Source organism: Modestobacter sp. SSW1-42, assembly GCF_046635825.1.
GTDB lineage: Bacteria > Actinomycetota > Actinomycetes > Mycobacteriales > Geodermatophilaceae > Modestobacter.
Map to the genome: position 1 here is coordinate 579,238 of NZ_JBISCA010000001.1, position 20,213 is coordinate 599,450.

Annotated in this window: 26 protein-coding genes and 1 tRNA gene; 13 read left to right on the forward strand and 14 right to left on the reverse strand. The window is 74.0% G+C overall.

From position 1 onward, the window contains the following. Positions 1-71: 71 nt before the first annotated feature. The 5 genes from ACGBYP_RS02890 to ACGBYP_RS02910 are packed head-to-tail and all read left to right on the forward strand — an operon-like array spanning position 72 to position 4,127. Positions 72-530, forward strand: coding sequence for a hypothetical protein (locus ACGBYP_RS02890; RefSeq protein WP_411581756.1), 459 nt, complete (start codon positions 72-74; stop codon positions 528-530). 59 nt (positions 531-589) lie between these two features. Further along, positions 590-1,219, forward strand: coding sequence for a YdcF family protein (locus ACGBYP_RS02895; RefSeq protein WP_411581757.1), 630 nt, complete (start codon positions 590-592; stop codon positions 1,217-1,219). A 12-nt stretch (positions 1,220-1,231) separates the two neighbouring features. Further along, complete coding sequence (locus ACGBYP_RS02900) at positions 1,232-1,711, forward strand: hypothetical protein (protein WP_411581758.1); 480 nt, start codon at positions 1,232-1,234, stop codon at positions 1,709-1,711. After that, a complete protein-coding gene (gene dnaG / locus ACGBYP_RS02905) occupies positions 1,711-3,594 on the forward strand; it encodes a DNA primase (RefSeq protein ID WP_411581759.1) in 1,884 nt (627 codons plus the stop codon). The genes ACGBYP_RS02900 and dnaG overlap by 1 nt, the downstream gene beginning before the upstream one ends. Then, on the forward strand, positions 3,591-4,127 hold the full coding sequence (locus ACGBYP_RS02910; protein ID WP_411581760.1) for a hypothetical protein: 537 nt from the start codon (positions 3,591-3,593) through the stop codon (positions 4,125-4,127). The genes dnaG and ACGBYP_RS02910 overlap by 4 nt, the downstream gene beginning before the upstream one ends. A gap of 7 nt (positions 4,128-4,134) precedes the next feature. On the opposite strand, the gene ACGBYP_RS02915 is transcribed toward ACGBYP_RS02910, so the two are convergent. Then, complete coding sequence (locus ACGBYP_RS02915) at positions 4,135-4,344, reverse strand: hypothetical protein (protein WP_411581761.1); 210 nt, start codon at positions 4,342-4,344, stop codon at positions 4,135-4,137. 133 nt (positions 4,345-4,477) lie between these two features. Here ACGBYP_RS02915 and ACGBYP_RS02920 point away from each other — a divergent pair. Next, a tRNA-Asn gene (locus ACGBYP_RS02920) sits at positions 4,478-4,550 on the forward strand. A 124-nt stretch (positions 4,551-4,674) separates the two neighbouring features. After that, positions 4,675-5,661: an AAA family ATPase gene (locus ACGBYP_RS02925; RefSeq protein WP_411581762.1), complete on the forward strand. Its 987-nt coding sequence runs from the start codon at positions 4,675-4,677 to the stop codon at positions 5,659-5,661. 91 nt (positions 5,662-5,752) lie between these two features. Here the strand turns inward: ACGBYP_RS02925 and ACGBYP_RS02930 are convergent, their stop codons facing one another. Next, a complete protein-coding gene (locus ACGBYP_RS02930) occupies positions 5,753-6,208 on the reverse strand; it encodes a VOC family protein (RefSeq protein WP_411581763.1) in 456 nt (151 codons plus the stop codon). Between the two features lie 146 nt (positions 6,209-6,354). On the opposite strand from ACGBYP_RS02930, the gene ACGBYP_RS02935 reads away from it, so the two are divergent. After that, entirely contained in the window at positions 6,355-7,134 is a 780-nt protein-coding gene (locus ACGBYP_RS02935) for an alpha/beta hydrolase (protein ID WP_411581764.1), read from the forward strand. 58 nt (positions 7,135-7,192) lie between these two features. Here ACGBYP_RS02935 and ACGBYP_RS02940 read toward each other — a convergent pair whose 3' ends face one another. The 3 genes from ACGBYP_RS02940 to ACGBYP_RS02950 all read right to left on the reverse strand — a co-directional run bounded on the left by ACGBYP_RS02940 (position 7,193) and on the right by ACGBYP_RS02950 (position 10,000). After that, complete coding sequence (locus tag ACGBYP_RS02940) at positions 7,193-8,086, reverse strand: TauD/TfdA dioxygenase family protein (protein ID WP_411581765.1); 894 nt, start codon at positions 8,084-8,086, stop codon at positions 7,193-7,195. Between the two features lie 43 nt (positions 8,087-8,129). Further along, positions 8,130-8,219 carry a putative leader peptide gene (locus ACGBYP_RS02945; RefSeq protein WP_411581766.1) on the reverse strand — a complete coding sequence of 30 codons (90 nt, stop codon included), beginning with the start codon at positions 8,217-8,219 and terminating at the stop codon, positions 8,130-8,132. 170 nt (positions 8,220-8,389) lie between these two features. Then, positions 8,390-10,000 carry a glycoside hydrolase family 13 protein gene (locus ACGBYP_RS02950; protein WP_411581767.1) on the reverse strand — a complete coding sequence of 537 codons (1,611 nt, stop codon included), beginning with the start codon at positions 9,998-10,000 and terminating at the stop codon, positions 8,390-8,392. Between the two features lie 247 nt (positions 10,001-10,247). Here ACGBYP_RS02950 and ACGBYP_RS02955 point away from each other — a divergent pair, with 247 nt between their 5' ends. Further along, complete coding sequence (locus tag ACGBYP_RS02955) at positions 10,248-10,667, forward strand: DUF4396 domain-containing protein (RefSeq protein ID WP_411581768.1); 420 nt, start codon at positions 10,248-10,250, stop codon at positions 10,665-10,667. A 46-nt stretch (positions 10,668-10,713) separates the two neighbouring features. Here the strand turns inward: ACGBYP_RS02955 and ACGBYP_RS02960 are convergent, their stop codons facing one another. The 3 genes from ACGBYP_RS02960 to ACGBYP_RS02970 form a co-directional block, all read right to left on the reverse strand. Further along, positions 10,714-11,730 (reverse strand): acetamidase/formamidase family protein, encoded by a 1,017-nt coding sequence (locus ACGBYP_RS02960; RefSeq protein WP_411581769.1) that lies wholly within the window; start codon positions 11,728-11,730, stop codon positions 10,714-10,716. Further along, positions 11,727-13,157: an APC family permease gene (locus tag ACGBYP_RS02965; protein WP_411581770.1), complete on the reverse strand. Its 1,431-nt coding sequence runs from the start codon at positions 13,155-13,157 to the stop codon at positions 11,727-11,729. The genes ACGBYP_RS02960 and ACGBYP_RS02965 overlap by 4 nt, the downstream gene beginning before the upstream one ends. A gap of 79 nt (positions 13,158-13,236) precedes the next feature. Beyond that, entirely contained in the window at positions 13,237-14,277 is a 1,041-nt protein-coding gene (locus tag ACGBYP_RS02970) for an ABC transporter substrate-binding protein (protein ID WP_411581771.1), read from the reverse strand. A 22-nt stretch (positions 14,278-14,299) separates the two neighbouring features. On the opposite strand from ACGBYP_RS02970, the gene ACGBYP_RS02975 reads away from it, so the two are divergent. Beyond that, on the forward strand, positions 14,300-14,749 hold the full coding sequence (locus ACGBYP_RS02975; RefSeq protein ID WP_411581772.1) for a MarR family winged helix-turn-helix transcriptional regulator: 450 nt from the start codon (positions 14,300-14,302) through the stop codon (positions 14,747-14,749). A gap of 67 nt (positions 14,750-14,816) precedes the next feature. Then, positions 14,817-15,089 carry a hypothetical protein gene (locus ACGBYP_RS02980; protein WP_411581773.1) on the forward strand — a complete coding sequence of 91 codons (273 nt, stop codon included), beginning with the start codon at positions 14,817-14,819 and terminating at the stop codon, positions 15,087-15,089. Between the two features lie 3 nt (positions 15,090-15,092). On the opposite strand, the gene ACGBYP_RS02985 is transcribed toward ACGBYP_RS02980, so the two are convergent. Together ACGBYP_RS02985 and ACGBYP_RS02990 are read right to left on the reverse strand one after the other, a co-directional pair. Further along, positions 15,093-15,602 carry a mycothiol transferase gene (locus ACGBYP_RS02985; protein WP_411581774.1) on the reverse strand — a complete coding sequence of 170 codons (510 nt, stop codon included), beginning with the start codon at positions 15,600-15,602 and terminating at the stop codon, positions 15,093-15,095. A gap of 44 nt (positions 15,603-15,646) precedes the next feature. Then, positions 15,647-16,837, reverse strand: a complete 1,191-nt coding sequence (locus tag ACGBYP_RS02990; protein WP_411581775.1) for a serine/threonine-protein kinase — start codon at positions 16,835-16,837, stop codon at positions 15,647-15,649. Between the two features lie 90 nt (positions 16,838-16,927). On the opposite strand from ACGBYP_RS02990, the gene ACGBYP_RS02995 reads away from it, so the two are divergent. Then, positions 16,928-17,962 (forward strand): ion channel, encoded by a 1,035-nt coding sequence (locus ACGBYP_RS02995; RefSeq protein WP_411581776.1) that lies wholly within the window; start codon positions 16,928-16,930, stop codon positions 17,960-17,962. 3 nt (positions 17,963-17,965) lie between these two features. Here ACGBYP_RS02995 and ACGBYP_RS03000 read toward each other — a convergent pair whose 3' ends face one another. After that, positions 17,966-18,433 (reverse strand): GAF domain-containing protein, encoded by a 468-nt coding sequence (locus ACGBYP_RS03000; protein ID WP_411581777.1) that lies wholly within the window; start codon positions 18,431-18,433, stop codon positions 17,966-17,968. Positions 18,434-18,547: 114 nt separating this feature from the next. Between ACGBYP_RS03000 and ACGBYP_RS03005 the strand changes: the two genes are divergently transcribed. Further along, entirely contained in the window at positions 18,548-19,006 is a 459-nt protein-coding gene (locus ACGBYP_RS03005; RefSeq protein ID WP_411581778.1) for a DUF5313 family protein, read from the forward strand. 1 nt (position 19,007) lies between these two features. Here ACGBYP_RS03005 and ACGBYP_RS03010 read toward each other — a convergent pair whose 3' ends face one another. The 3 genes from ACGBYP_RS03010 to ACGBYP_RS03020 are packed head-to-tail and all read right to left on the reverse strand — an operon-like array spanning position 19,008 to position 20,198. Next, positions 19,008-19,385, reverse strand: a complete 378-nt coding sequence (locus ACGBYP_RS03010; RefSeq protein ID WP_411581779.1) for a hypothetical protein — start codon at positions 19,383-19,385, stop codon at positions 19,008-19,010. Positions 19,386-19,419: 34 nt separating this feature from the next. Further along, the gene (locus tag ACGBYP_RS03015; RefSeq protein ID WP_411581780.1) at positions 19,420-19,899 is read right to left on the reverse strand and encodes a DUF2505 domain-containing protein; all 480 of its coding nucleotides are present in this window, start codon (positions 19,897-19,899) and stop codon (positions 19,420-19,422) included. 38 nt (positions 19,900-19,937) lie between these two features. Beyond that, positions 19,938-20,198, reverse strand: coding sequence for a hypothetical protein (locus ACGBYP_RS03020; protein ID WP_411581781.1), 261 nt, complete (start codon positions 20,196-20,198; stop codon positions 19,938-19,940). Positions 20,199-20,213 lie beyond the last annotated feature (15 nt).

Below are 20,213 nucleotides of genomic sequence, written 5' to 3' on the forward strand. Positions count from 1 at the left end.
ACCACGACGGTCGAGGGAGCACCGCAGGGGGCGCCGGCGACCGAGGAGCGGATCGAGACCGGAGGCGACACATGAGCACCGGCCCCTTCCTCTACGACGACGACCCGGCGCCCCTGCACACGGGGACGCCGCGCAACCGCAACGGCCTGATCATCGGCCTGCTCGGTGGCACGGCGGTCTTCTCCGTGGCCATGGTCGGGCTGATGACCCTGTGGAACGGCAACGGGGCCGACCAGTCCCGGGAGGTCGCCACCGTCTTCACGTCCGCGCTGTCCCAGGGCGACCTGACCACCTCCTACGCCCTGGTCTGTGACGACGTGCGGGCCGCCGTGCCTCCCGAGGAGCTGGCCGAGGAGTACCTGCAGCCAGGCGTCCCGCAGGTGACCGGGTCGGAGTCGACCGAGTACGAGGGTGCCCCGGCCGAGCTGGTCACGGTCCGCTGGGACGACGCCGGCGCGGTCACCACGACCGAGCTGACCGTGGTCCCCGAGGGCGGCACGAAGGTGTGCGGGACCCGTCTCGCGGGCTGACCGGCGGGCCGTCCCCAGCGGCTCCCCACGCTGTCCGCGCCGCGTGGTACCCATGACGCGTGGCAGCGTTGGCGGGGCGGTTGGTCGTCCGGGTGGTGGGTGCTGCGGTGACGGCGGTGCTGCTGCTCGCCGGGGCCACCGGGCTGGCCATCTGGTGGACGGCGCGGCAGGACGACCGGCCGGCGTCCGACGCGATCGTGGTGCTCGGGTCGGCGCAGTACAACGGCGTCCCGTCGTCGATCTTCGAGGCGCGGCTGGAACACGCGCTGGCGCTCTACTCCGACGGCGTCGCGCCGACGGTGGTCACCGTGGGCGGCCGGGCCGAGGGCGACCAGTTCAGCGAGGCCGAGGCCGGCCGGCGGTACCTGCTCAACGCCGGCGTCCCGGAGTCGGCGCTGCTGGCCGTCGAGGAGGGTGAGGACACCCTGGAGAGCATGCGGGCGGTGGCCGGCGCGTTCGACGAGCGCAGCTGGCGCAGCGCCGTCCTGGTGACCGACCCGTGGCACGCGATGCGCGCGCAGCGGATGGCGCAGGACGCCGGCATGGACGCGACCAGCTCGCCGACCCGGCAGGGGCCGGCGGTGCAGACGCGCACCACGCAGCTGCGGTACATCGTGCGGGAGACGGCCGCGTACCTGCTCTACCGCGCGACCGGCGAGAGCGTCGCCGGGGCGCCGGGCATCGGCTGAGGAGGAGAGACAGTGCTGGAGCTGGGCAGGTCCGGATCGCACGGCGTCCCCAAGGGCACCGTGCCGGTGGTCGAGGACGGCGCCGTCGTGGCGACGCTGCGCGCCTCGAACTGGAAGGAGGCGGCCACGGCCGACGTCGCGGGCCGCGAGTGGGTTCTCCGGCGCAACGGCAGTCGTGAGCTCGTCGGCCGGTGGGCGGTCGACCCGGCCGACGCCGTCCGGGTGCGGGCCCGTCAGGACTCCTTCTGGAGCAACGCCTGGACCCTCGACCTGGAGGGCGTGCCGGTGCAGGCGCAGACCGTGTCCCGCTGGACCGGCGGCCACCGCTTCACCAGCGGCGGGCAGCTGCTGGCGCAGAGCGGCACCACGGGCCGGTGGTCCTGGACGCCGACGCTGACCCCGCAGCCCCAGCTCGGGCTCGACCACGCCGTCTTCCTGCTCTGGATGGGCTTCGTGCTCCGCAACCGCGCCGCTGCCGCGGCGGCCGCCTGATGGCCGGCCGGGGACGCATCCGGGCCGCCGACATCGCCACGGTCCGCGAGCGGTCGAAGATCGACGAGATCGTCGGGGAGCACCTGCAGCTCAAGCGCGCGGGCGGCGGCAGCCTCAAGGGGCTGTGCCCGTTCCACGACGAGAAGTCGCCGTCCTTCCAGGTCACGCCCTCGCGAGGTCTTTACCATTGCTTTGGATGTGGGGTCGGCGGCGACGTCATCCGGTTCGTCCAGGAGATCGACCACCTGTCGTTCTCCGAGGCCGTCGAGCTGCTCGCCGGCCGCACCGGGGTGCAGCTGCAGTACGAGGACGACGGCGGCCGTGCCACCGCCGGCCCCGACCGCGCGCACGCCGGCCAGCGCGCCCGGCTGGTGGCCGCCAACACCGCGGCCGCGGACTTCTACGCCGCCCAGCTGATGACGCCGGAGGCCGCGCCCGCGCGCAGCTTCCTCGCCGACCGCGGCTTCGACCGGCAGGTCGCGCTGGACTTCCACTGCGGGTACGCCCCCGGCGGCTGGGACACCCTCACCCGGCACCTGCGCGGGCTGGGCTACACGCAGGAGGAGCTGGTCACCGGCGGGCTGGCCAAGGAGTCCTCCCGCGGCACGCTCATCGACCGGTTCCACCGGCGGCTGATCTGGCCGATCCGCGACCTCACCGGCGACGTCATCGGCTTCGGCGCCCGCAAGCTGATGGACGACGACCCGGGCCCGAAGTACCTCAACACCCCCGAGACGCCGCTGTACAAGAAGAGCACCGTCCTCTACGGCGTCGAGCGGGCCAAGCGCGACATCGCCCGCGGCCACCAGGCGGTCGTCGTCGAGGGTTACACCGACGTGATGGCCTGTCACGTGGCCGGCGTGACCACCGCGGTGGCCTCGTGCGGCACCGCGTTCGGCCCCGAGCACATCAACGTGCTGCGCCGGCTGCTCATGGACCAGGACGAGTTCCGCGGAGAGGTGATCTACACCTTCGACGGCGATGCGGCCGGCCAGGCGGCGGCGATGAAGTCGTTCAAGGAGGACCAGCGCTTCGTCGCGCAGACCTTCGTGGCCGTCGAGCAGGAGGGCCGCGACCCCTGCGAGCTGCGCCAGGCGCACGGCGACGCCGCCGTGCGCGACCTGATCGCCCGGCGCACCCCGCTGATCGAGTTCGTGCTCCGGACGACGCTGGCCGAGTACGACCTGGACACCGTCGAGGGTCGCGTCGCCGCGCTCGACAAGACCGCGCCGCTGCTGGCGCAGATCAAGGACCACGCGCTGCGCCCGGCCTACGCCCGTCGGCTGGCCGGCCTGATCGGGCTGCCCGACGAGGCCGAGGTGGTCGCCAAGGTGCGGCAGCTGGCCGGGGGAGAGGGCGCCGACAAGCGGCCCCCCGCGCGCAGCCGTGCGCCGCAGCGCTCCCCGGAGGACGCCGCGCGCGAGGTCGAGCGGGAGGCGGTCAAGGCCGCGCTGCAGTGTCCCGAGCTGGCCGGGCCCGACTTCGACGCCGTCCCGCCGGAGGCCTACACCGATCCCGACTACGCGGCGGTGGCCGCGGCGGTGTCCGGCGCCGGGGGAGCGGCCGGGGCGACGACGTCCGGGGCGGCGTGGTTGGACGAGGTGACGCAGCACTGCGACCGGGAGTCGGCGACGGCGATGCTGACCGCGCTGGCGGTCGAGCCGATGCACTCGGTGGGGGAGAACGACCCGACCTACGTCAACGCGCTGATGGCCCGGCTGCAGCTGATGGCGGCCGAGCGCGAGCTGGTGGCGATCAAGGGCCGGCTGCAGCGGACCAACCCGGTCGAGGACTCCGACGGCTACATGAAGATGTTCCAGAAGCTGATCGACCTGGAGGCGCTGGCCCGGGCCCTGCGCAACCGGGCGGCCGGCGGCCTGTGAACCTGCTCGGGCGGCTGCGCGGCGGCCTCGCGCGCCCACCCGAGCAGGTGCGCGCCCTGGTGGCCGACCCCGACGAGCGGGTGCTGGCCTGGGGCGAGCTGGTGGCGGGCGGCTGGCTGGTGGCCACCAGCCGCGGCCTGCGGTCGGACGGTGACGTCCTGCCCTGGCACCGGATCGGCACCGCGCGCTGGACGGCGGCCGGGGGCGGCGGCACGTTCACCGTGGTCCCGCTGGCCGAGGTCGAGCCGGGGGTGCAGGCGCGGGAGGCGCCGCAGCGGTTCGTGCTGCGCACGGCCGGCGAGCTGCCCGCGGTGCTGCGCACCCGGGTCGACCGGACTGTGGTGACCAGCCAGCGGCACCCGCTGCCCACGGGGGGCGCGGTGCTGCTGGTGGCCCGCCGCGTGCCAGGTCAGGCGGCGCGGGAGTGGAGCGTCGTGTTCGACGACGACGCCGACCGCGACGACCCGGCCGCCCGCCAGGTCGCGCGGGAGCGGCTGGCGGCCGCCGTGGACGCCGACGACCCCAGCCGCTGAGCCGTGGTCAGCGACCGGTGTCGGTGCCCATGCGGGTCTTGACCGAGTCGACGGCGGCGTCGGCGCGGGCCTGGGCGACACCGGCGGCGGCCTGCAGACGCGGGTCGTCCTTGGCCGAGTTGTAGAGCCGGCGGATCTGCTCGTAGCGCTCGCGCCCGGCCTTGGCACCGAGGACGTAGCCGGCGCCGAAGCCGGCGAGGAAGGACAGCTTGGCCACGGGGGACCTCCTGGGTTCGGGGAGAGGGTGACGCTACCGGCCGGTCGCGGGGGCGACGCGCCGAGAACCCTTGTCCCGGCACCCTGCCCACGGTGTAGTAACCTTGACGAGTCCGCGGGCCACGGCCCGCTGATCCCTCGTAGCTCAATTGGCAGAGCATGCGACTGTTAATCGCAGGGTTATAGGTTCAAGTCCTATCGAGGGAGCAAGCCAGGGCCTCTGGCCAGCGGAGACGCTGGTCGGGGGCCTTTCTGTCGTCCGGGGTACGCAACGTCGAGCGCAGGAGGTCGTCGCCGGGCCCGGTGTCCGGACGGCGCTTACGCTCGTGGGATGCCGTCCTCCCGCAAGCCGCTGGACGACCTCCGCGAGACCGTCGGCCGCCTGGGTGACCAGCTCCCGCGCCCCGGCATCCGCGGCGTCGACGACCTGATGAACGACCTCTTCGGTGGCCGCCCCGGCCCCGCCCGGCCGCTCGAGGTGCTCCAGGCGGAACTGGACGCGCTGGTCGGGTTGGAGGCGGTCAAGGAGCAGGTGCAGGCGCTCGTCGCCTTCCTGCAGGTGCAGGCCCGCCGCAAGGAGCACGGGCTGCCCGAGGCGGCGACGTCCCAGCACCTGGTCTTCCTCGGCAACCCGGGCACCGGCAAGACCACGGTCGCCCGGCTCCTCGCCGAGATGTACCGCGCGGTCGGGCTGCTCCAGAAGGGCCACCTGGTCGAGGTCGACCGGGCCGCGCTGGTCGGTCAGTACGTCGGGTCGACCGCCATCAAGACCGACCGCGTCATCCGCAAGGCACTCGACGGCGTCCTGTTCATCGACGAGGCGTACTCGCTGTCCCCGGACTCCGACGGCCGGGTCGACTTCGGGCCCGAGGCGATCGAGGTCCTGCTCAAGCGCATGGAGGACCACCGCCACCGCCTCGTGGTCATCGTGGCCGGCTACCCGCGGCTCATGGAGGCATTCCTGGCCTCGAACCCGGGACTGCGCTCGCGGTTCGCGCGCGAGATCCACTTCCCCGACTACTCGACCGCCGAGCTCGAAGCCATCTTCACCGGCGTCGTCCTCCAGCACGAGTACGTCCTGGAGCCCGGTGCGGCCCAGACGCTGCGCCGCACCCTCGGTGGCCTCACCTCCGACCAGGAGTCCGGCAACGCGCGCTTCGCCCGCACGCTGTTCGAGCAGGCGCTCAACCGGCAGGCCCTGCGGCTGACCCGCAGTGAGGGCAAGGGCGTCGACGACCTCGACCGGGACGACGTCTCGACGCTGACCGCCAGCGACATCACCGAGGCCGCCCGCGCGCTGGGGGAGCAGCAGCACTGAGCAGCCGGACGGTGAGCACCCCGGTCACCGTCCGACCAGCAGCCCGGCGCGCGGTCGCAGCGGCTGGGTGCCCGGGTCCGCCGGGAGCAGGTCAGACCGCCGCGCCCTGCGCGGCCGGCTCGGTGTCCTGCTGGGCGTCCGCCGGCGCCATCCACATGACCTGCCAGCCGTGGCCGTCGAGGTCGAAGAAGCTGCGCGAGACCATGAACCCGAGGTCCTCCAGCGGGTCGGCCTCGACGGCGCCGGCCGCCAGCGCGGTGTCGACGACCCGGTCGACGTCCTCCCGGGAGTCCACGCTGAAGCAGTAGAGCGCCAGCGCGTGCGTCCTCGGGTCGGCCATCGGCAGCTTCGAGTGCTGCGCGAAGGTCGCGTGGTCACCCAGCATCACGCTGGCCTGCTCGCCGACCAGCATGCAGGCGGCGCCCTCGCCGGAGAAGGCCTCGTCGAAGGTGAACCCGAGCGCGGCGAAGAACGCCCGGCTGCGCGCGACGTCGGCCACGGGCAGGGTCACGAAGAACATGCGCCCGGGGTGGGCAGGACTGGTCACGGTGGGTCTCCCGTCGGTGGGTCGAGTGGGTACGCCTGCCTGGACTGCTCCGGTCGGCGGAACTCATCGGTGACGGCTCAGGAGGTGACGGCTCTGTCGAGGCGACCACCGACCCGGTCGAGGCGACCGAGCGCCAGCGTCCCGCCATGGTGATCCGGGTCGGCAGCGTGACGGTCCATGCGGTCGAGCACGGCGACGGCGTGCCGCTGGTCGCCCTGCACGGCGCCGGCGTCGACCACCGCGACCTCGAAGCGGCCCTGGAGCCGGTCCTGGGCGGCACGGACCTCCGGCGCGTCTACCTCGACCTGCCCGGGATGGGCCGCACCACCGCCGAGGGGCTGCACGGCAACGACGACGTCGTCGCGGTCCTCGCCGCGGTCGTCGAGCAGCTGGCCGGCGGCCCGGTGCTGCTGCTGGGCCACTCCTACGGCGGCTACCTCGCCCGCGGGCTGACCGCGCGGCGACCCGACCTGGTCCGCGGCCTGGCGCTCGTCTGCACGGCGGCCGAGCGCACCGGCGAGGTGCCCCCGCCGGTCGTCGTCCGGCAGGACGACGACGCGTACGACGAGCTCGAGCCCGACCAGCGGGCCGGCTTCGACGCGTACTTCGTGGTGCGCACCCGGGCGAACGCCCGCCGGCACCGCGACGCCGTGGTGCCCGGCATGGCCGTCCAGGACGAGGCGGCACTGGAGCGGGTCTTCGCCCGCTGGCCGGTCGACGTCGGCACGGGCCCGGTCGACGTCCCCACCCTGCTCGCCGCCGGGCGGCAGGACTCCGTCGTCGGCTACGCCGACACGGTCGGCCTGCTCGGCCGCCACCCGCACGCCACGCTCGCCGTGGTCGACGGCGCGGGCCACGCCCTGCTGCACGAGCGACCGGACGTCGTCGGCGGCCTGCTCGCCGACTGGGTCGACCGGGCGCGCTGACCCCGGACGTGCGACGAGGCGCCGACCCGTCGGGTCGGCGCCTCGTCGTGACGGCGGGTCAGGCGTCGAACGGCCCGACGGGCGCCTCGCCGCGGAAGGTGATGCGGTGCATCACCCGGCGCTGGTTGCCGTAGTCGCGGTTGGCGTAGTGCACGGTCGAGCGGTTGTCCCACATGACCACGTCGCCGACGGACCAGCGGTGCCGGACGATGTGCTCGGGCTTGGTGATGTGGGCGTAGAACAGGTCGAGCAGGTACCGGCTCTCGGCGTCGGACACGTCCTTGATGTGCGAGACGAAGCCCGGGTTGACGAACAGCCCCTTGCGGCCGGTGTCGGGGTTGACCCGGACGACGGGGTGCTCGATCGGGACGAGCGCGCGGAACTCCTCGCCCTCCCACTTGGTGCGCTCCTCGCGCTGGGCGAGGTAGTACCCGAACTCGCGGGTGCCGTCGTGCACCGCGACCAGCTGGTCGGCCAGGCGCTGCACCGGCTCGCTGAGCGAGCGGTAGGCCAGCTCGAGGTCGGCCCACTGGGTGTCCCCGCCGGTCGGCGGCAGGACGACGGCCCGCAGCACCGAACCCAGCGGGGGACGGCGCACGAAGGTGACGTCGGTGTGCCAGATGTCGGCGAAGCCCCCGTTGGCGCTGTCGAGCGCGTAGATCTCCGGGTGGTCCTCGTCCACGCCGGGGACGACCGGGTGGGACTCAGTCAGCTCGCCGAGGCGGCGGCCCAGGGCGATCTGGCGGTCGGGGTCGAGGTCGTGCTGGCCGGCGAAGAACAGCACCTTGTACTCGGCGAGCGCGGCCCGGATGGCCCGGACCTGCTCGTCGGTGGCGCGGTCGAGGTCGATGCCGTGGACCCGCGCACCGATGGTGGGCTCGAGCCGCTCGATCTCCAGGAGGTCGGACTCGGCGGCGGCGGGGGTGGTGGTGGGGGCAGCGAGCAGGGTCATGCGAGGACTCCAGGGAGGGGGGTGCGGGCGGAGGGGCGGGCGCTCAGTCGAGACAGAGCGCGCTCGCGCACCGCAGCAGGTCGATGTGCCGGCGCTCGACGAGCGCGCACCGCACAATCCCTACTGATCTCATAGGAAATCACCTTACGGGCACCCCACCGTTCGTGTCGACGGGGAGCAGGTGCCCGGTCCGCCGCGGTCTGGAACGTCGCGGTGGGCGCGGGCTCGTGGTGGCGGTGTCGCGCCGTCGTGCGCCCTCGCCGTCGGTGAGGACGGCGGGGGCGCGCACGACGGCGCAGGGCGTCAGGCCTCGCTGATCCAGACGGCGGTGTTCGCGGGGAGGGCGATGCTGCCCGCGGACTGGCGCACCGAGGTCGACGACGCCAGCAGCACGGTGCCCGTCGTCCGCACCAGCACGGTCTCCGCGCCCATGTTGACCACGCAGCGCACCCGCTCGCCGTCCCCGGTGCAGTGCACGGTGAGGACGTCGCCGGCCGTCTCGACCGTCGCCTCGCCCGAACCCAGCGCCGGGGTCGCGGCCCGCAGCGCCAGCGCCCGGCGGTAGAGGGTGAGCATCGAGCCGCCGTCCCGGGTCTGGTTCGAGACCGCGTAGCCGCTCCAGTCGGCGGGGATGGGCAGCCACGGGTCGGCGGCGCCGTCGGGGGAGAAGCCGACACCGGCCGAGTCGTTCCACGGCATCGGCACCCGGCAGCCGTCGCGGCCGGCGCGGGCGCCACCGCTGCGGAAGAAGATCGGGTCGGTCTTCGCCTCGTCGGGGACGACGGCCTGCGGCAGCCCCAGCTCGTCGCCGGCATAGAGGTAGGCCGAGCCGGGCAGCGACAGCATGAGCAGCGCCGCGGCGCGGGACCGGGCGGTGCCGAGCGCGCCGCCGCCGAAGCGGGTGACCTGGCGGTCCTTGTCGTGGTTGCCCAGCACCCAGGAGACCGGGGCGCCGACCGCGCCGAACGCGTCGAGGGCGCTGCGCACGCCGTCGGCGAAGGCCTCGGTGTCCCAGCCGGACTTCAGCAGCCGGAAGCAGAACGACTGGTGCATCTCGTCGGGGCGGGAGTACAGGGCCACCTGCTCCGGGTCGGCCAGGCAGACCTCGCCGACGACCATGGTGTCCGGGTACTCGTCGCAGACTGCCCGCCACCGGCGCCACACGTCGTGCACCTCGGGCTGGTTCCAGGTCATCGCCTGCTCCGGGCCGTGCCCGAACAGGGTGGGGGAGTACGTCCCGGGGTTGTCCCGCAGTTGGGCGTCCTTGAACAGGCCGTAGGCCACGTCGACCCGGAAGCCGCTGACGCCGCGGTCCAGCCAGAACCGCAGGGTCTTCTCGAAGTCGGCGGCGACGGCGGGGTCGCGCCAGTTGAGGTCGGGCTGCTCGGGGGCGAACAGGTGCAGGTACCAGCGGCCGTCGGGGGTGCGCGACCAGGCCGGCCCGCCGAACAGCGACTGCCAGTTGTTCGGCGGCTCCTCCGACGCGGGGGCGAAGTGGTAGCGCGCGGCCTCGGGGGAGCCGGGGTCGGCGAGTGCGGCCTGGAACCACGGGTGCTGGTCGGAGGTGTGGTTGGGGACCACGTCGAGCACGACCTTCAGGCCCAGCTGCCGGGCGTCGGCGACCAGCGCCTCCAGGTCGGCGACGTCGCCGTAGTCGGGGTCGACCGCGCGGTAGTCGCAGATGTCGTAGCCGCCGTCGGCACCGCCGGAGGGGTAGTGCGGGTTGATCCACAGCGCGTCGACACCCAGCCACGACAGGTAGGGCAGCCGCGAGCGCAGGCCGGCCAGGTCGCCGATGCCGTCGCCGTTGCTGTCGGCGAAGGACCGCAGGTAGACCTGGTAGACGACCGCCGACCGCCACCAGGGCGAGAGGGACGGGGTGGACGCGACCTGCTGCTCGGTCGAGGTCCGCATCGTTGCGAGCCGACGTGACATGTCGCCATCATCGGCAGTCCTCCGGCGTGGAGTGTGCTGCAGGTCTCACCAATGACCCGGATCGGGTAGGCAGATGTAGCCAAGGAGGGGAACGCGGGGTCGGCGCCCGACTCCTTGCGTCGGGTACCCCCCGGGGGTATACAGACGTCATCCGTCCCGAGGAGGCGTCATGCACGACAGAGCAGTCCACACAGCCCATGGCCCAGCCCCGTCCGTCGGCTGGGGGATGGCCGTCCAGGCGACCCTGCACTGCCTCACCGGCTGCGCCATCGGCGAGGTGCTCGGGATGGCGATCGGGACGGCGCTGGGTCTGCACGACGCCGCCACCGTCGTCCTGGCGGTCGCGCTGGCGTTCGTCTTCGGCTACGCCTTCACGATGCGGGGCGTGTTGCGCAGCGGGTTGCCGCTGCGGGCGGCGTTCGGCGTCGCGCTGGCCGCGGACACCGTGTCCATCGCGGTGATGGAGCTGGTCGACAACACGGTGATGCTGACCGTCCCCGGTGCGATGGACGCCGGCCTGGGCAGCGCGCTCTTCTGGCTCTCCCTCGCCGGGGCCCTGGCCGTGGCCTTCGTGCTCACCGTGCCGGTGAACCGCTGGCTGATCAGCCGCGGGAAGGGGCACGCGGTGGTGCACCAGCTCCACTGACCGGCCGCCGCTGGACCCCGCCGCGCGGGCGAGGTCCAGCGACCGGTCAGCGCTGGGACAGGTAGGCGGCGCCGGTCTCGCGGAGCCGGGCGTGCACGCCGTCGAACGCGGCCGCGCCGGGCAGGAACCGCTTGGGCAGCTTCGCCACCATCGTGTAATTGGTGTCGACGACGTTGCCCACCGGCGCGAGCCCGGCCTGGCTGACCAGCTGGTAGGCGTCCAGGGTGTCCCAGCCGGCGAGCTCGGCGGCCCAGCCGACCAGGTCCCGCTGGCTGATCCGGTAGGCGTCCTCCAGCGGCCGCACCGAGCCGGTCGACATCAGGAACTCGTCGCTCTCCAGTCGCGGCCAGGCCGGTGCGCCGCCCTTGACCAGGTCGACCACCACGACGGTGCGCATGGCCGCCTCGACGGCGGTGCCGCACACCTCGCCCTCGCCCTGCCGGCAGTGCCCGTCGCCCAGGGACAGCTGCGCCCCCGGGACGTTGACGCCGAGGTAGACCGTCGTCCCGGCGCGCAGCTCGGGGGTGTCCATGTTGCCGCCGTGCGCCGCCGGGGTGATCGACATGAACACCTGGCCGGCGGCCGGCGCGACGCCGAGCGTGCCGTGCATGCAGTCCAGCGGCAGCTCCACCTCCGGCCCGCCCCGGCGCGGCCGGAACAGGCAGGTGCCCTTCTCCCGGTCGACCTCGTAGACCCAGACGACCTCCTCGAGCGGGTCGTGCAGCATCGCCGTCTCGTGGGTGGCCGTCAGCGCGCCGAAGTGCGGGAACGTCGTCGACACCGCCCAGTCCCGGGCGGGCGCGATGTCGACGACGTGCACGGCGAGCGTGTCGCCGGGCTCGGCGCCCTCGACGTGCACCGGCCCGGTGACCGGGTTGAGGTAGGGGAACGCGCAGACCCGGCTGGGCAGGTCGTCGGCCGTGCGCACCCGGCCGCCGAAGCAGTCCTCGGTGGTGAGCTCGACGACCGTGCCCGGCTGCACCCGCAGCAGCGGCTCGCCGCCACCGAAGGTGTAGCGCAGCTGGTCCGGGGTCGGGTCGAGGGAGACGACCTCGAGGGTCACTTCTCCTCCGCCAGCACCGGCTTGCGCCCGGTGGTCACCAGGAAGACCAGCACCAGCGCGCCGATCCCGAACCACACGAAGCCCAGCCGCTGGGCTGCGACGTCGGCGTTGACGACGACGGCCACCAGGATCGCGAACCCGACGACCGGCACCACGAGGTGGCGCCACCAGTCGCGGCTGCCCTGCCGCACCACGAAGTGGACGACGACCGCCACGTGCAGCACCAGGAAGGCCGACAGGGCGCCGAAGTTGACCAGCGTGGAGAGCGTGCTGATGCCGTAGTCGTCGCGGGTGGTCATGTACAGGCCCAGTGCCAGGCTGACGGCTGCGACCAGGAGCGTGGCGTTGACCGGCACGCGGCGGGTCGGGTGCACCTTGCGCAGGAAGCCGGGCAGCTGCCGGTCGCGGGCCATGGCGAACAGCAGCCGCGAGGTGGCGGCCTGGGCGACCAGGGAGTTGGCGAAGCCCCAGGCGACGGCGGTCGCCACGGCGGTGACGATGTAGAGCCAGTGCCCGCTCGCGGCCTCGGCGGCGTCGTAGAAGGCGGTGCCCCCGGCGTCGCCCTCGGCGATCAGGGTCTCCGGTGCGGGCACGAGCAGCGCGGCGATCCAGGTCTGCACGATGAACAACGTCCCGGCCAGCGCGAGCGCGGCGATCATCGACTTGCCGATCGAGCGCGCGGACTCGCGGTTCTCCTCGGCCAGGGTGGAGATGCCGTCGAAGCCCAGGAAGCTCAGCACCGCGATCGAGACGGCGCCGAAGACCAGGCTGACCGAGAACGTGTCGCTGTTGTAGATCGGGGAGAACACGTCGCTGCCGTTGCCGTTCCCGGCAGCCAGCGCGAGCAGGCCGATCACCACGAACACGGCGAGCACGATCAGCTCGCCGATCAGCATGATCTTGTTGATCCGCGCGGTGAACTCGATGCCGAGGTAGTTCACGACCGTGTTCAGCACGACGAAGCCGACCACCCAGGTCCACACCGGGATGCTGGTGACGATGGCGTTCATGGCGACCGCGGCGATCAGGTAGAGCAGGCCGGGGATCAGCACGTAGTCGAGCAGGATCATCCAGCCGGCGAGGAAGCCGACCGGCTGGCCGATGCCGCGCCCGGCGTAGGTGTAGACCGACCCGGCCATCGGGAAGGCCCGCGACATCTGCGCGTACGATGAGGCGGTGAAGGCCATGGCCAGCCCGCCGATGGCGTAGGCGAGCGCGATCATCCCGCCGGAGCCGGAGAAGACGCTGCCGAAGATGCCGAACGGCGCGATCGGGACCATGAACACGAGTCCGTAGACCAGCAGGTCGGCGAAGCTCAGCGAGCGCTTGAGCTCCTGCTGGTAGCCGAACGCCTCGACGCCGTCCCTGCCGGGGGACGTCGCCGGCGGTGCGGTGGAGGCGCTGCGGGTGGTGCGTGGGTCGCTCACGGCGGGTCCTCTCCTCAGCCGGCCCGTGGCCGGACGGGAGGAGCGTAGGAGCAATTTGTTTCCGTGTGGAAACAAGATCTCACGCGCTGGTCAGTTCCTCGAAGGTCAGCCCGTCCGCCCGCGCCAGTCGGGGCGGCGGGGGACCGGTGGGCGCCGTCCGACTCCCGGCGAGCAGGGCGCACGCCAGCCGCACCCCGTCGTGCAGGCCGCGGGCGTAGGCGCAGACCACCGGTGCTGCGGCGCCCGCGCGCCGGGCGTGGCGCTCCTGCAGGGCCAGTTGGTGCTCGTCGGCCGACGCGGACCCGGCAGCGAACGAGGGCATCGTCGCGTAGAGCTCGCCGGTGGTGTCGCCGCCCAGGGCGTAGAGGCCGTTCTCCTCCAGCGCGCCGGACAGCCGCACCACCCGGCGGTCCAGCCCGGCGCGGGCGAACTCGCGGTGGAAGAGCACCAGGTCCCGGCCGACCAGGCTGAGCAGGACGGCGTCGGCGCGGGTGCGGACCACGAGGTCCAGCAGCGGGCCGGGGTCGCCGGGGCCGAAGGGGACCAGCGCCTCGCCGACGACCTGCGCGCCCAGCCCGGCCAGCGTCGTCCGGGCGGCCCGGTGGACCGCGCGCGGCCAGACGTAGTCGGTGCCCAGCAGGACCCAGCGGGTCGCCCGGCGGTGGCGCACCAGCCAGCCGAGCGCGGCGGCGTGCTGGTCGCCCGGCCCGGGGCCGGTGCGCCGGACGCCCCCGACGCCGCGGCCCCCCTCGTGCGGCGGCGTGAAGACGTAGCTGCCCCGGCCGGCCCACGCCCGGGCGAGCGCGCGGTGCACGTCGCTGGTGTGGAAGCCGACCAGGCTCTCGAAGACGCCGGCCTCCCGGAGCGCCACGGCCTCGGCCACGACGAGCTCCGGCGCCCGGCCCGAGTCGACCGGCACCAGCTCGACCCGCCGCCCGGCGACGCCGCCGGCCTCGGTGCACTCGTCGGCGGCCAGGGCGGCGAGGTCCAGCGCCGAGGGGGCGGTCAGCGCGAGCGGCCCGGTCAGCGGCACCGCGAGCCCGATCCGGACGACGTCCGGCGCCGGACCGGACACGAGGACGTCCCACGGGTCGCGCAGCGGGGACGGTGTGCCGGGCACGCCGCTGAGTATGGTCAGCCGCATGCCGGGGCGGGACGTCGAAGCCGTTCCGACCGTCCGCCCGGACCTCGTCGAGCTGCTCACCGCCACCTCCCGCCAGGTCGAGCGCGCGGTGTCCGCGGTGCTGGCCGAGGACGGCGGCACGCTGGAGGGCTACCGGGTCCTGCGGGCGCTGGCGGTCACGCCCGGGTGCGCGATGGGCGGGCTGGTCACCCGGCTGCAGCTGCCCGGGCCCACCGCGACGCGCGTGGTCGACGGGCTGGTCGACGCGGCGCTGGTCTACCGGCTGCCCGACCCCGAGGACCGCCGGCGGGTCGTCGTCCACCTGTCCGCGGCCGGTCGGACCCGGCTGGCCCGGTGGGAGGCGCTGGTCGAGGCGCGGGAGGCCGCGCTCGCCCGGGCGCTGGGCGAGGACCGGGTCGGCGCCCTGCGGCTGGCGCTCGCGGAGCTGGTCGACGCCGCCGAGCGCTGATCGGTGGTGCACGACGGACCACCCGGCAGATGATTGAGATGACGTGTTGCAGGGCACACCGTCTGCCGTGACCACAGTTCAGCGCGGGAACACCTACGCCGTGGGCTTCGCTCGACCCGACCGTCGTTCCTGGGCCCAGCCGGCCGACCAGCCGATGTCCTGGCACGCGGTCGAGGCGCACCGGCCCGCCGACGAGCTCGACGGGGAGGTGGAGCTGGCCGTCTGCGGCGCCATCGTGCAGGTGTGGGGCTCGCAGGACTGGGACCGGCTGCGCTCGGGCCGCTCCACCTGCGCCGAGTGCCGCGAGCGCACCGTGACCCCGCTCCGGCACGCCGTCTGACGCTCAGCGCCGCTCGAGGGACCCGCGCACGATCGCGGCCTGACCGGCGTGCTGCAGGTCGTCGCCGATCACGCTGAGCAGCCGGACGCCGAGGGTCACCGGCGGGTCCCAGTTCTCGTCGACGACGCGGTCGAGGTCGTCGTCCGACAGGGTGCGCAGGAACGCGGCGGTCCGGCGGTGCACCGCGGCGTGGTAGTCGACCAGCAGCTGCGGGTCGGTGACGACGGTGGCGGCGACGTCGTCGCTGCTGAAGCCGTAGCCGATGGCGCCGGGCTCGAACGGCAGCCCGAACCGGTCCGCCCAGCCGTCGGCGGTGTAGGCCTGCTCGGTGCCGGCGACCGCGGAGACGTGGTCGTCCTGCACCCGGCTCAGGTGCCAGACCAGCCAGGCGATCGTGTTGGCGTCGGGGTCCAGGCGCACGGTGAGCAGCGCGGGGTCGATCCCCTCGACGGCGCCGCGGACGACCTCCTCGATGTTGTCGAACGCGGTCAGCAGCAGGTCACGGCTCTCCATGACCACCGCCTACCCGCGCTCCTGCCGGGGCAGGCGCGGGCAGCTCAGGACAGCTCGAGGACGCCGGTGACCAGCAGCGCCAGCGCACCCAGCACGAGGAGCACGAGCAGGGCCAGCAACACCATCGGGACGACGACCCAGCGCCGCTTGAACCGCAGCCGCCGCTGCTTGACCGCCTGCCGACGCTCGTGCCGGGTGCGGGTGGGCGCGGCCTCGGCGTCCGCCCGGCGCCGGTCGGCGGCGTCGCGGACGCTGCGGGCGCCGCGCACGGCCGTGCCCACCACGGACTTCGACGACGAGGCCAGGGCCAGCAGGTCGGCCAGCTCGAAACGCTGGACCTGCCCGCCGAGCGCCGCGCCGCTCGCACCACCGGCGACCCGGGGGGCGGCCGGTGTCGCGTCCTCCCCGGCGGCGACCTGCTCCAGCTCGTGCCGGGCCTGCGCCGCGGTCAGCCGGGCGCCGGGGTCCTTGGTCAGCAACCCGCTCAGCACGGGAGCCAGCGGACCGGCGGCGCCCATCGTGGCCGGCTCCTCGCGCACCACCGCCAGCAGCGTCGCCATCGGGGCCCCGCGGTCGAAGGGCGGCCGGCCCTCCACGACGGTGAACAGCGTCGCGCCGAGCGACCACAGGTCGGCCGCCGGCGTGGCCTGCTCGCCCCGGGCCTGCTCGGGAGCCATGTAGGACGGGGAGCCGAGCACCGCCCCCTGGGCGGTCAGCGACGACTCGTCGGTCGCGGTGGCGATGCCGAAGTCGGTGAGCCAGGCGCGCCCGTCGCCGTCGTCGAGCAGCACGTTGCCCGGCTTCACGTCGCGGTGCACGATGCCCGCGGCGTGGGCGACCTCGAGGGCCGACAGGACGTCGAGCCCGATCCGAGCGGCCGCCGACGGGGTCAGCGGGCCGTCGTCCTCCAGGACCTGCTGCAGGCTGCGGGAGGGGACGTGCTCCATCACCAGCCAGGGGCGCCCGTCCTCCTCGATGACGTCGTGGACGCTGACCACGTGCGGGTGCTCCAGCCGTGCGGCGGCGCGCGCCTCGCGCAGCGTGCGCTCACGGAGGACGGCGCGCTCGGCGTCGGTGAGGTGCACCGGGAAGGTGACCTCCTTGAGTGCCACCTGGCGCTCGAGCACCTGGTCGGTGGCCCGCCACACGACGCCCATGCCGCCGCGGCCGAGCTCGGCGCCGAGCAGGTAGCGCCCGCCGACGAGCCGCTCGCCGTCTGCCGGCCCGGTCGTCATGATCGCGTGGGTGCTCCGCGCGCGACCTGGCCAAACGCCCCGCGCGCGGACGGTAGGTTGCCCGCACCGTCCGACCCCGGCAGGAGATCCGTGTTCCTCCTCATCTCCCGGCTGACCCGACTGCTGGGCAGCCGGCTGCACGGCTGGCGCCTGCCGCTGGCCGTGATCGTGCTGGTGTTCCTGAGCAGCTGGCTGGCGATGGCCCTGGTGGAGCCGCCCGACAGCGACATCGCCGCGCCGGGCAACTACTGGTGGTACTTCGTCGTCACCGCCGCCACCGTCGGGTACGGCGACTTCTTCCCCCGGTCGGGCGCCGGGCGCCTGGTGGGCACGTACGTCATCGTCGGCGGGATCGTCACGCTGACCCTGCTGTTCACGCGGCTCGCCGACTACCTGCAGTCGGTCCGCGGCAAGCGCCAGAGGGGTGTGGGGACACTGGAGCTCACCGATCACGTCGTCGTCCTGGGGTACCTGCCCGGGCGCACCGAGCGGATGCTCGCCGAGCTGCACGCGGAGAACGCCACCCCGATCGCGCTGTGCGCGTGGGACGACGTCCCCGAGAACCCGGTGCCCGAGGACCCGGTCGTGTCCTTCGTGCGCGGCGACCTCACCCGCGCCGACGTGATGACCCGGGCCTGCGTCGGCCGGGCGGCCACCGTGATCATCGACGGCCGCGACGACAACGAGACGCTGGCCATCGCCGTCGCGGTCGAGCACGCCAACCCCGGCGTCCACACCGTCGCCGCGCTGCGCGACCTCGGCCGGCGCGACAGCCTGCGCTACGTCAACCCCGGCATCGCCTGCGTGCAGTGGCACATGCCCTCGCTGATCACCGAGGAGGCGCTGGACCCGGGCATCACCGAGGTCTACAGCGACCTGATGAGCGCCGGTGGGCACGGCAACACCTACTCGCTGCGGTTGCCGGCCGGGCACGGGTTCGCCACCTTCGGCGACTGCCAGACCCACCTCGGACGGCGGTTCGGGGCCACCGTGCTCGCCGTCCGGACCGCGCAGGGGCTCACCGTGAGCGCACCGTGGGACACCCCGCTGGGCGAGGGGACGACGCTGTACTACGTCGGGCGCGGGCGGATCGACGTCCGGGAGCTGCGCGCCGCGAGCCGCTGACGGTCAGCCGGCGTCGGGCGGCAGGAGCGTGCTGAGCATCCGGGCGGTCATCTCCACCAGCGGGAGGTGCCGGGCCAGCGAGCGCGGCTGGGCGCGGGAGGCCACGCCGCACAGGGTGCCGAACAGCTCGCCGGAGCGGGTGACCAGCGGGACGCCGAGATAGGCGGCGACCCGGTCGCCGTGCAGGGTGACCAGGTCCCGGTAGGCCGGGACGACGGCGGCGACGGTGGCCACCCGCGGGCCGGCGCCGCTGACCATCGAGCGGCAGAAGGTCTGCTCCCACGGCACGGCGGTGCCGACGAGCATGGCCTCGAGCGGGTGGGACAGCAGCACGACCTGGTGCGGCGGCCGGACCTGGGTCACCATCCAGGCGTCCAGGCCGACGGTGCGGTGCAGGAACCCCAGGGAGGCGCGGGCGGCGGCCGTCCAGTCCTCGAAGGGGACGACGTCGTCCACGACGAGCGGGAACATCTCCCGATGATGCTCTCCGTCGAGCCCGCTGAGGAGGGCCGGAGGTCACGTTCCGGTACTCATCCGCCTCACGCGCCCCACCCGCCCCGTTCCGCGCTGCGGTACACAGGACGGGTGCCCGCCGAGGATCTCCCGCCCACCGACGACGGCACGCAGCTGCACCGCCCCGGCCCGCTGAGGTGGCTCGGCTACGCCATGGGCGCCGGGCTGCCCGAACGCCACCGCGCCTGGGTGCTGCACGACACCACGACCAAGACCTGGGGCCAGCGGCACCTGGCCCGGGCGCTGGTGCAGATGTCGGTGCCGATCGCGCTGGTGCTGGTCCTCGTGCCCGGGCCGTTCTGGATCCGCGGCATGACCGCGCTCGGCGGGCTGCTGCTGGGGTTGATCTTCTCCTTCGCCTACATGCCGGAGACCACCGAGAACCGGGTGAAGAAGGCCGGCTTCCCGCCGGGCACCGCCCAGGCCGTGCGCGACCAGGCCGCGGTGGGCCGCACCGCGGCGGAGTCGGAGCGGCGGCGGGCGGCGGCGGAGAAGCGGGCCGCCCGCTACCGGCAGCGCCAGGGCCGCTGACTCACCGGTCGAACAGGGTCACCGTGCTCGGCGTGACGGTGAACGGGTTGGCCCACTCCGAGGGCTCGGAGGTGATCGGCTGGGCGTCGGTGACCACCACGAACGGCGTGCCCGGGTAGACCGCCAGCACCCTGGTGGGGGAGCCCAGCTCCTCGGTGCGCTCGATCAGCTCGCCCCGGCGCAGCTGCTGCGTCACGCGGCGTCCGGTCAACGGCTCGCCGACGGCGGCGACCCACTGGGCGCCGTCCTGGTCGAAGGTGATCGACGCGACCCGCTGCCCGGGCGGGGCGGGCTCGCAGCCGGCGAACTCGGCTAGGGCGTCGTAGAGCCGCTCGGCCTGTTCGTCGTCGCTGGCGCGCGGGAGGAAGAAGGCCACCATGCGCCCATCCTCGCGCGGCCCACCGACAGTCCGGTCAGGCCAGGCGGGCGCGGAGCAGCTGGTCCTCCTTGCGGAGCACGACGGTCATGAGCTCGCGGACGGCGTTCTCCGCCTGCTTCCCCACGATCGGGGCGTCGACCCGGACGTCGCCGGTGACGGTCGCCTGGGTGCCGCCGGCCTCGGGACGCAGCCGCCGCTCGCCGGTGACCCGCACCTCACGGCCGAAGACCTCCGACTGCACGTCGAGCGCCGATCGGTGGCCGCCCTCGCCGTCGGGGACCCACGCGGAGCGCTCGACGACGGTGACCGAGGAGCCCACGAAACGGGCGAACACCGGCGGGATGCCGGCCGTGGGCGCCGAGAGCCGGACCGTGCTGGCCTGCCCGGTGACCGTCACCTCCTGCACCTGGGCGTTCAGCGCGGCCGCGCGGTCGCGGAGGAACTGCTCGTCGGTGAGGACGGCGACGACGGCGTCGGGGGAGGCGGGGTAGCTGACGGTGGAGTCGATGGGCACGTGCTCATCCTCGGCCGGACGGTTGTGCGGCGCAGAGGTCAGCGCTGCTCGCCGAGACGCCACGCGCGGGCCAGGAGCTTGCGGGCCTCCTCGACGGCGGCCTCGGCCTGCGTCTGCGCCTGGGCGGCCAGGTCACCCAGCCGCAGGGACGCCGCCTGGTCGGTGTGGGCGGCGGCGTTGCACTCGCGGCACAGCGACGTGCCCTGGTACGCGGTGACAGCCGGGCGCTCCCGCTCGTCCCGGGCGAGGCAGGAGCTGCACCACCCGAGCGGGCGCGGGACGCGGTTCTTGTCAGCCATGCCGACGACCCTAGA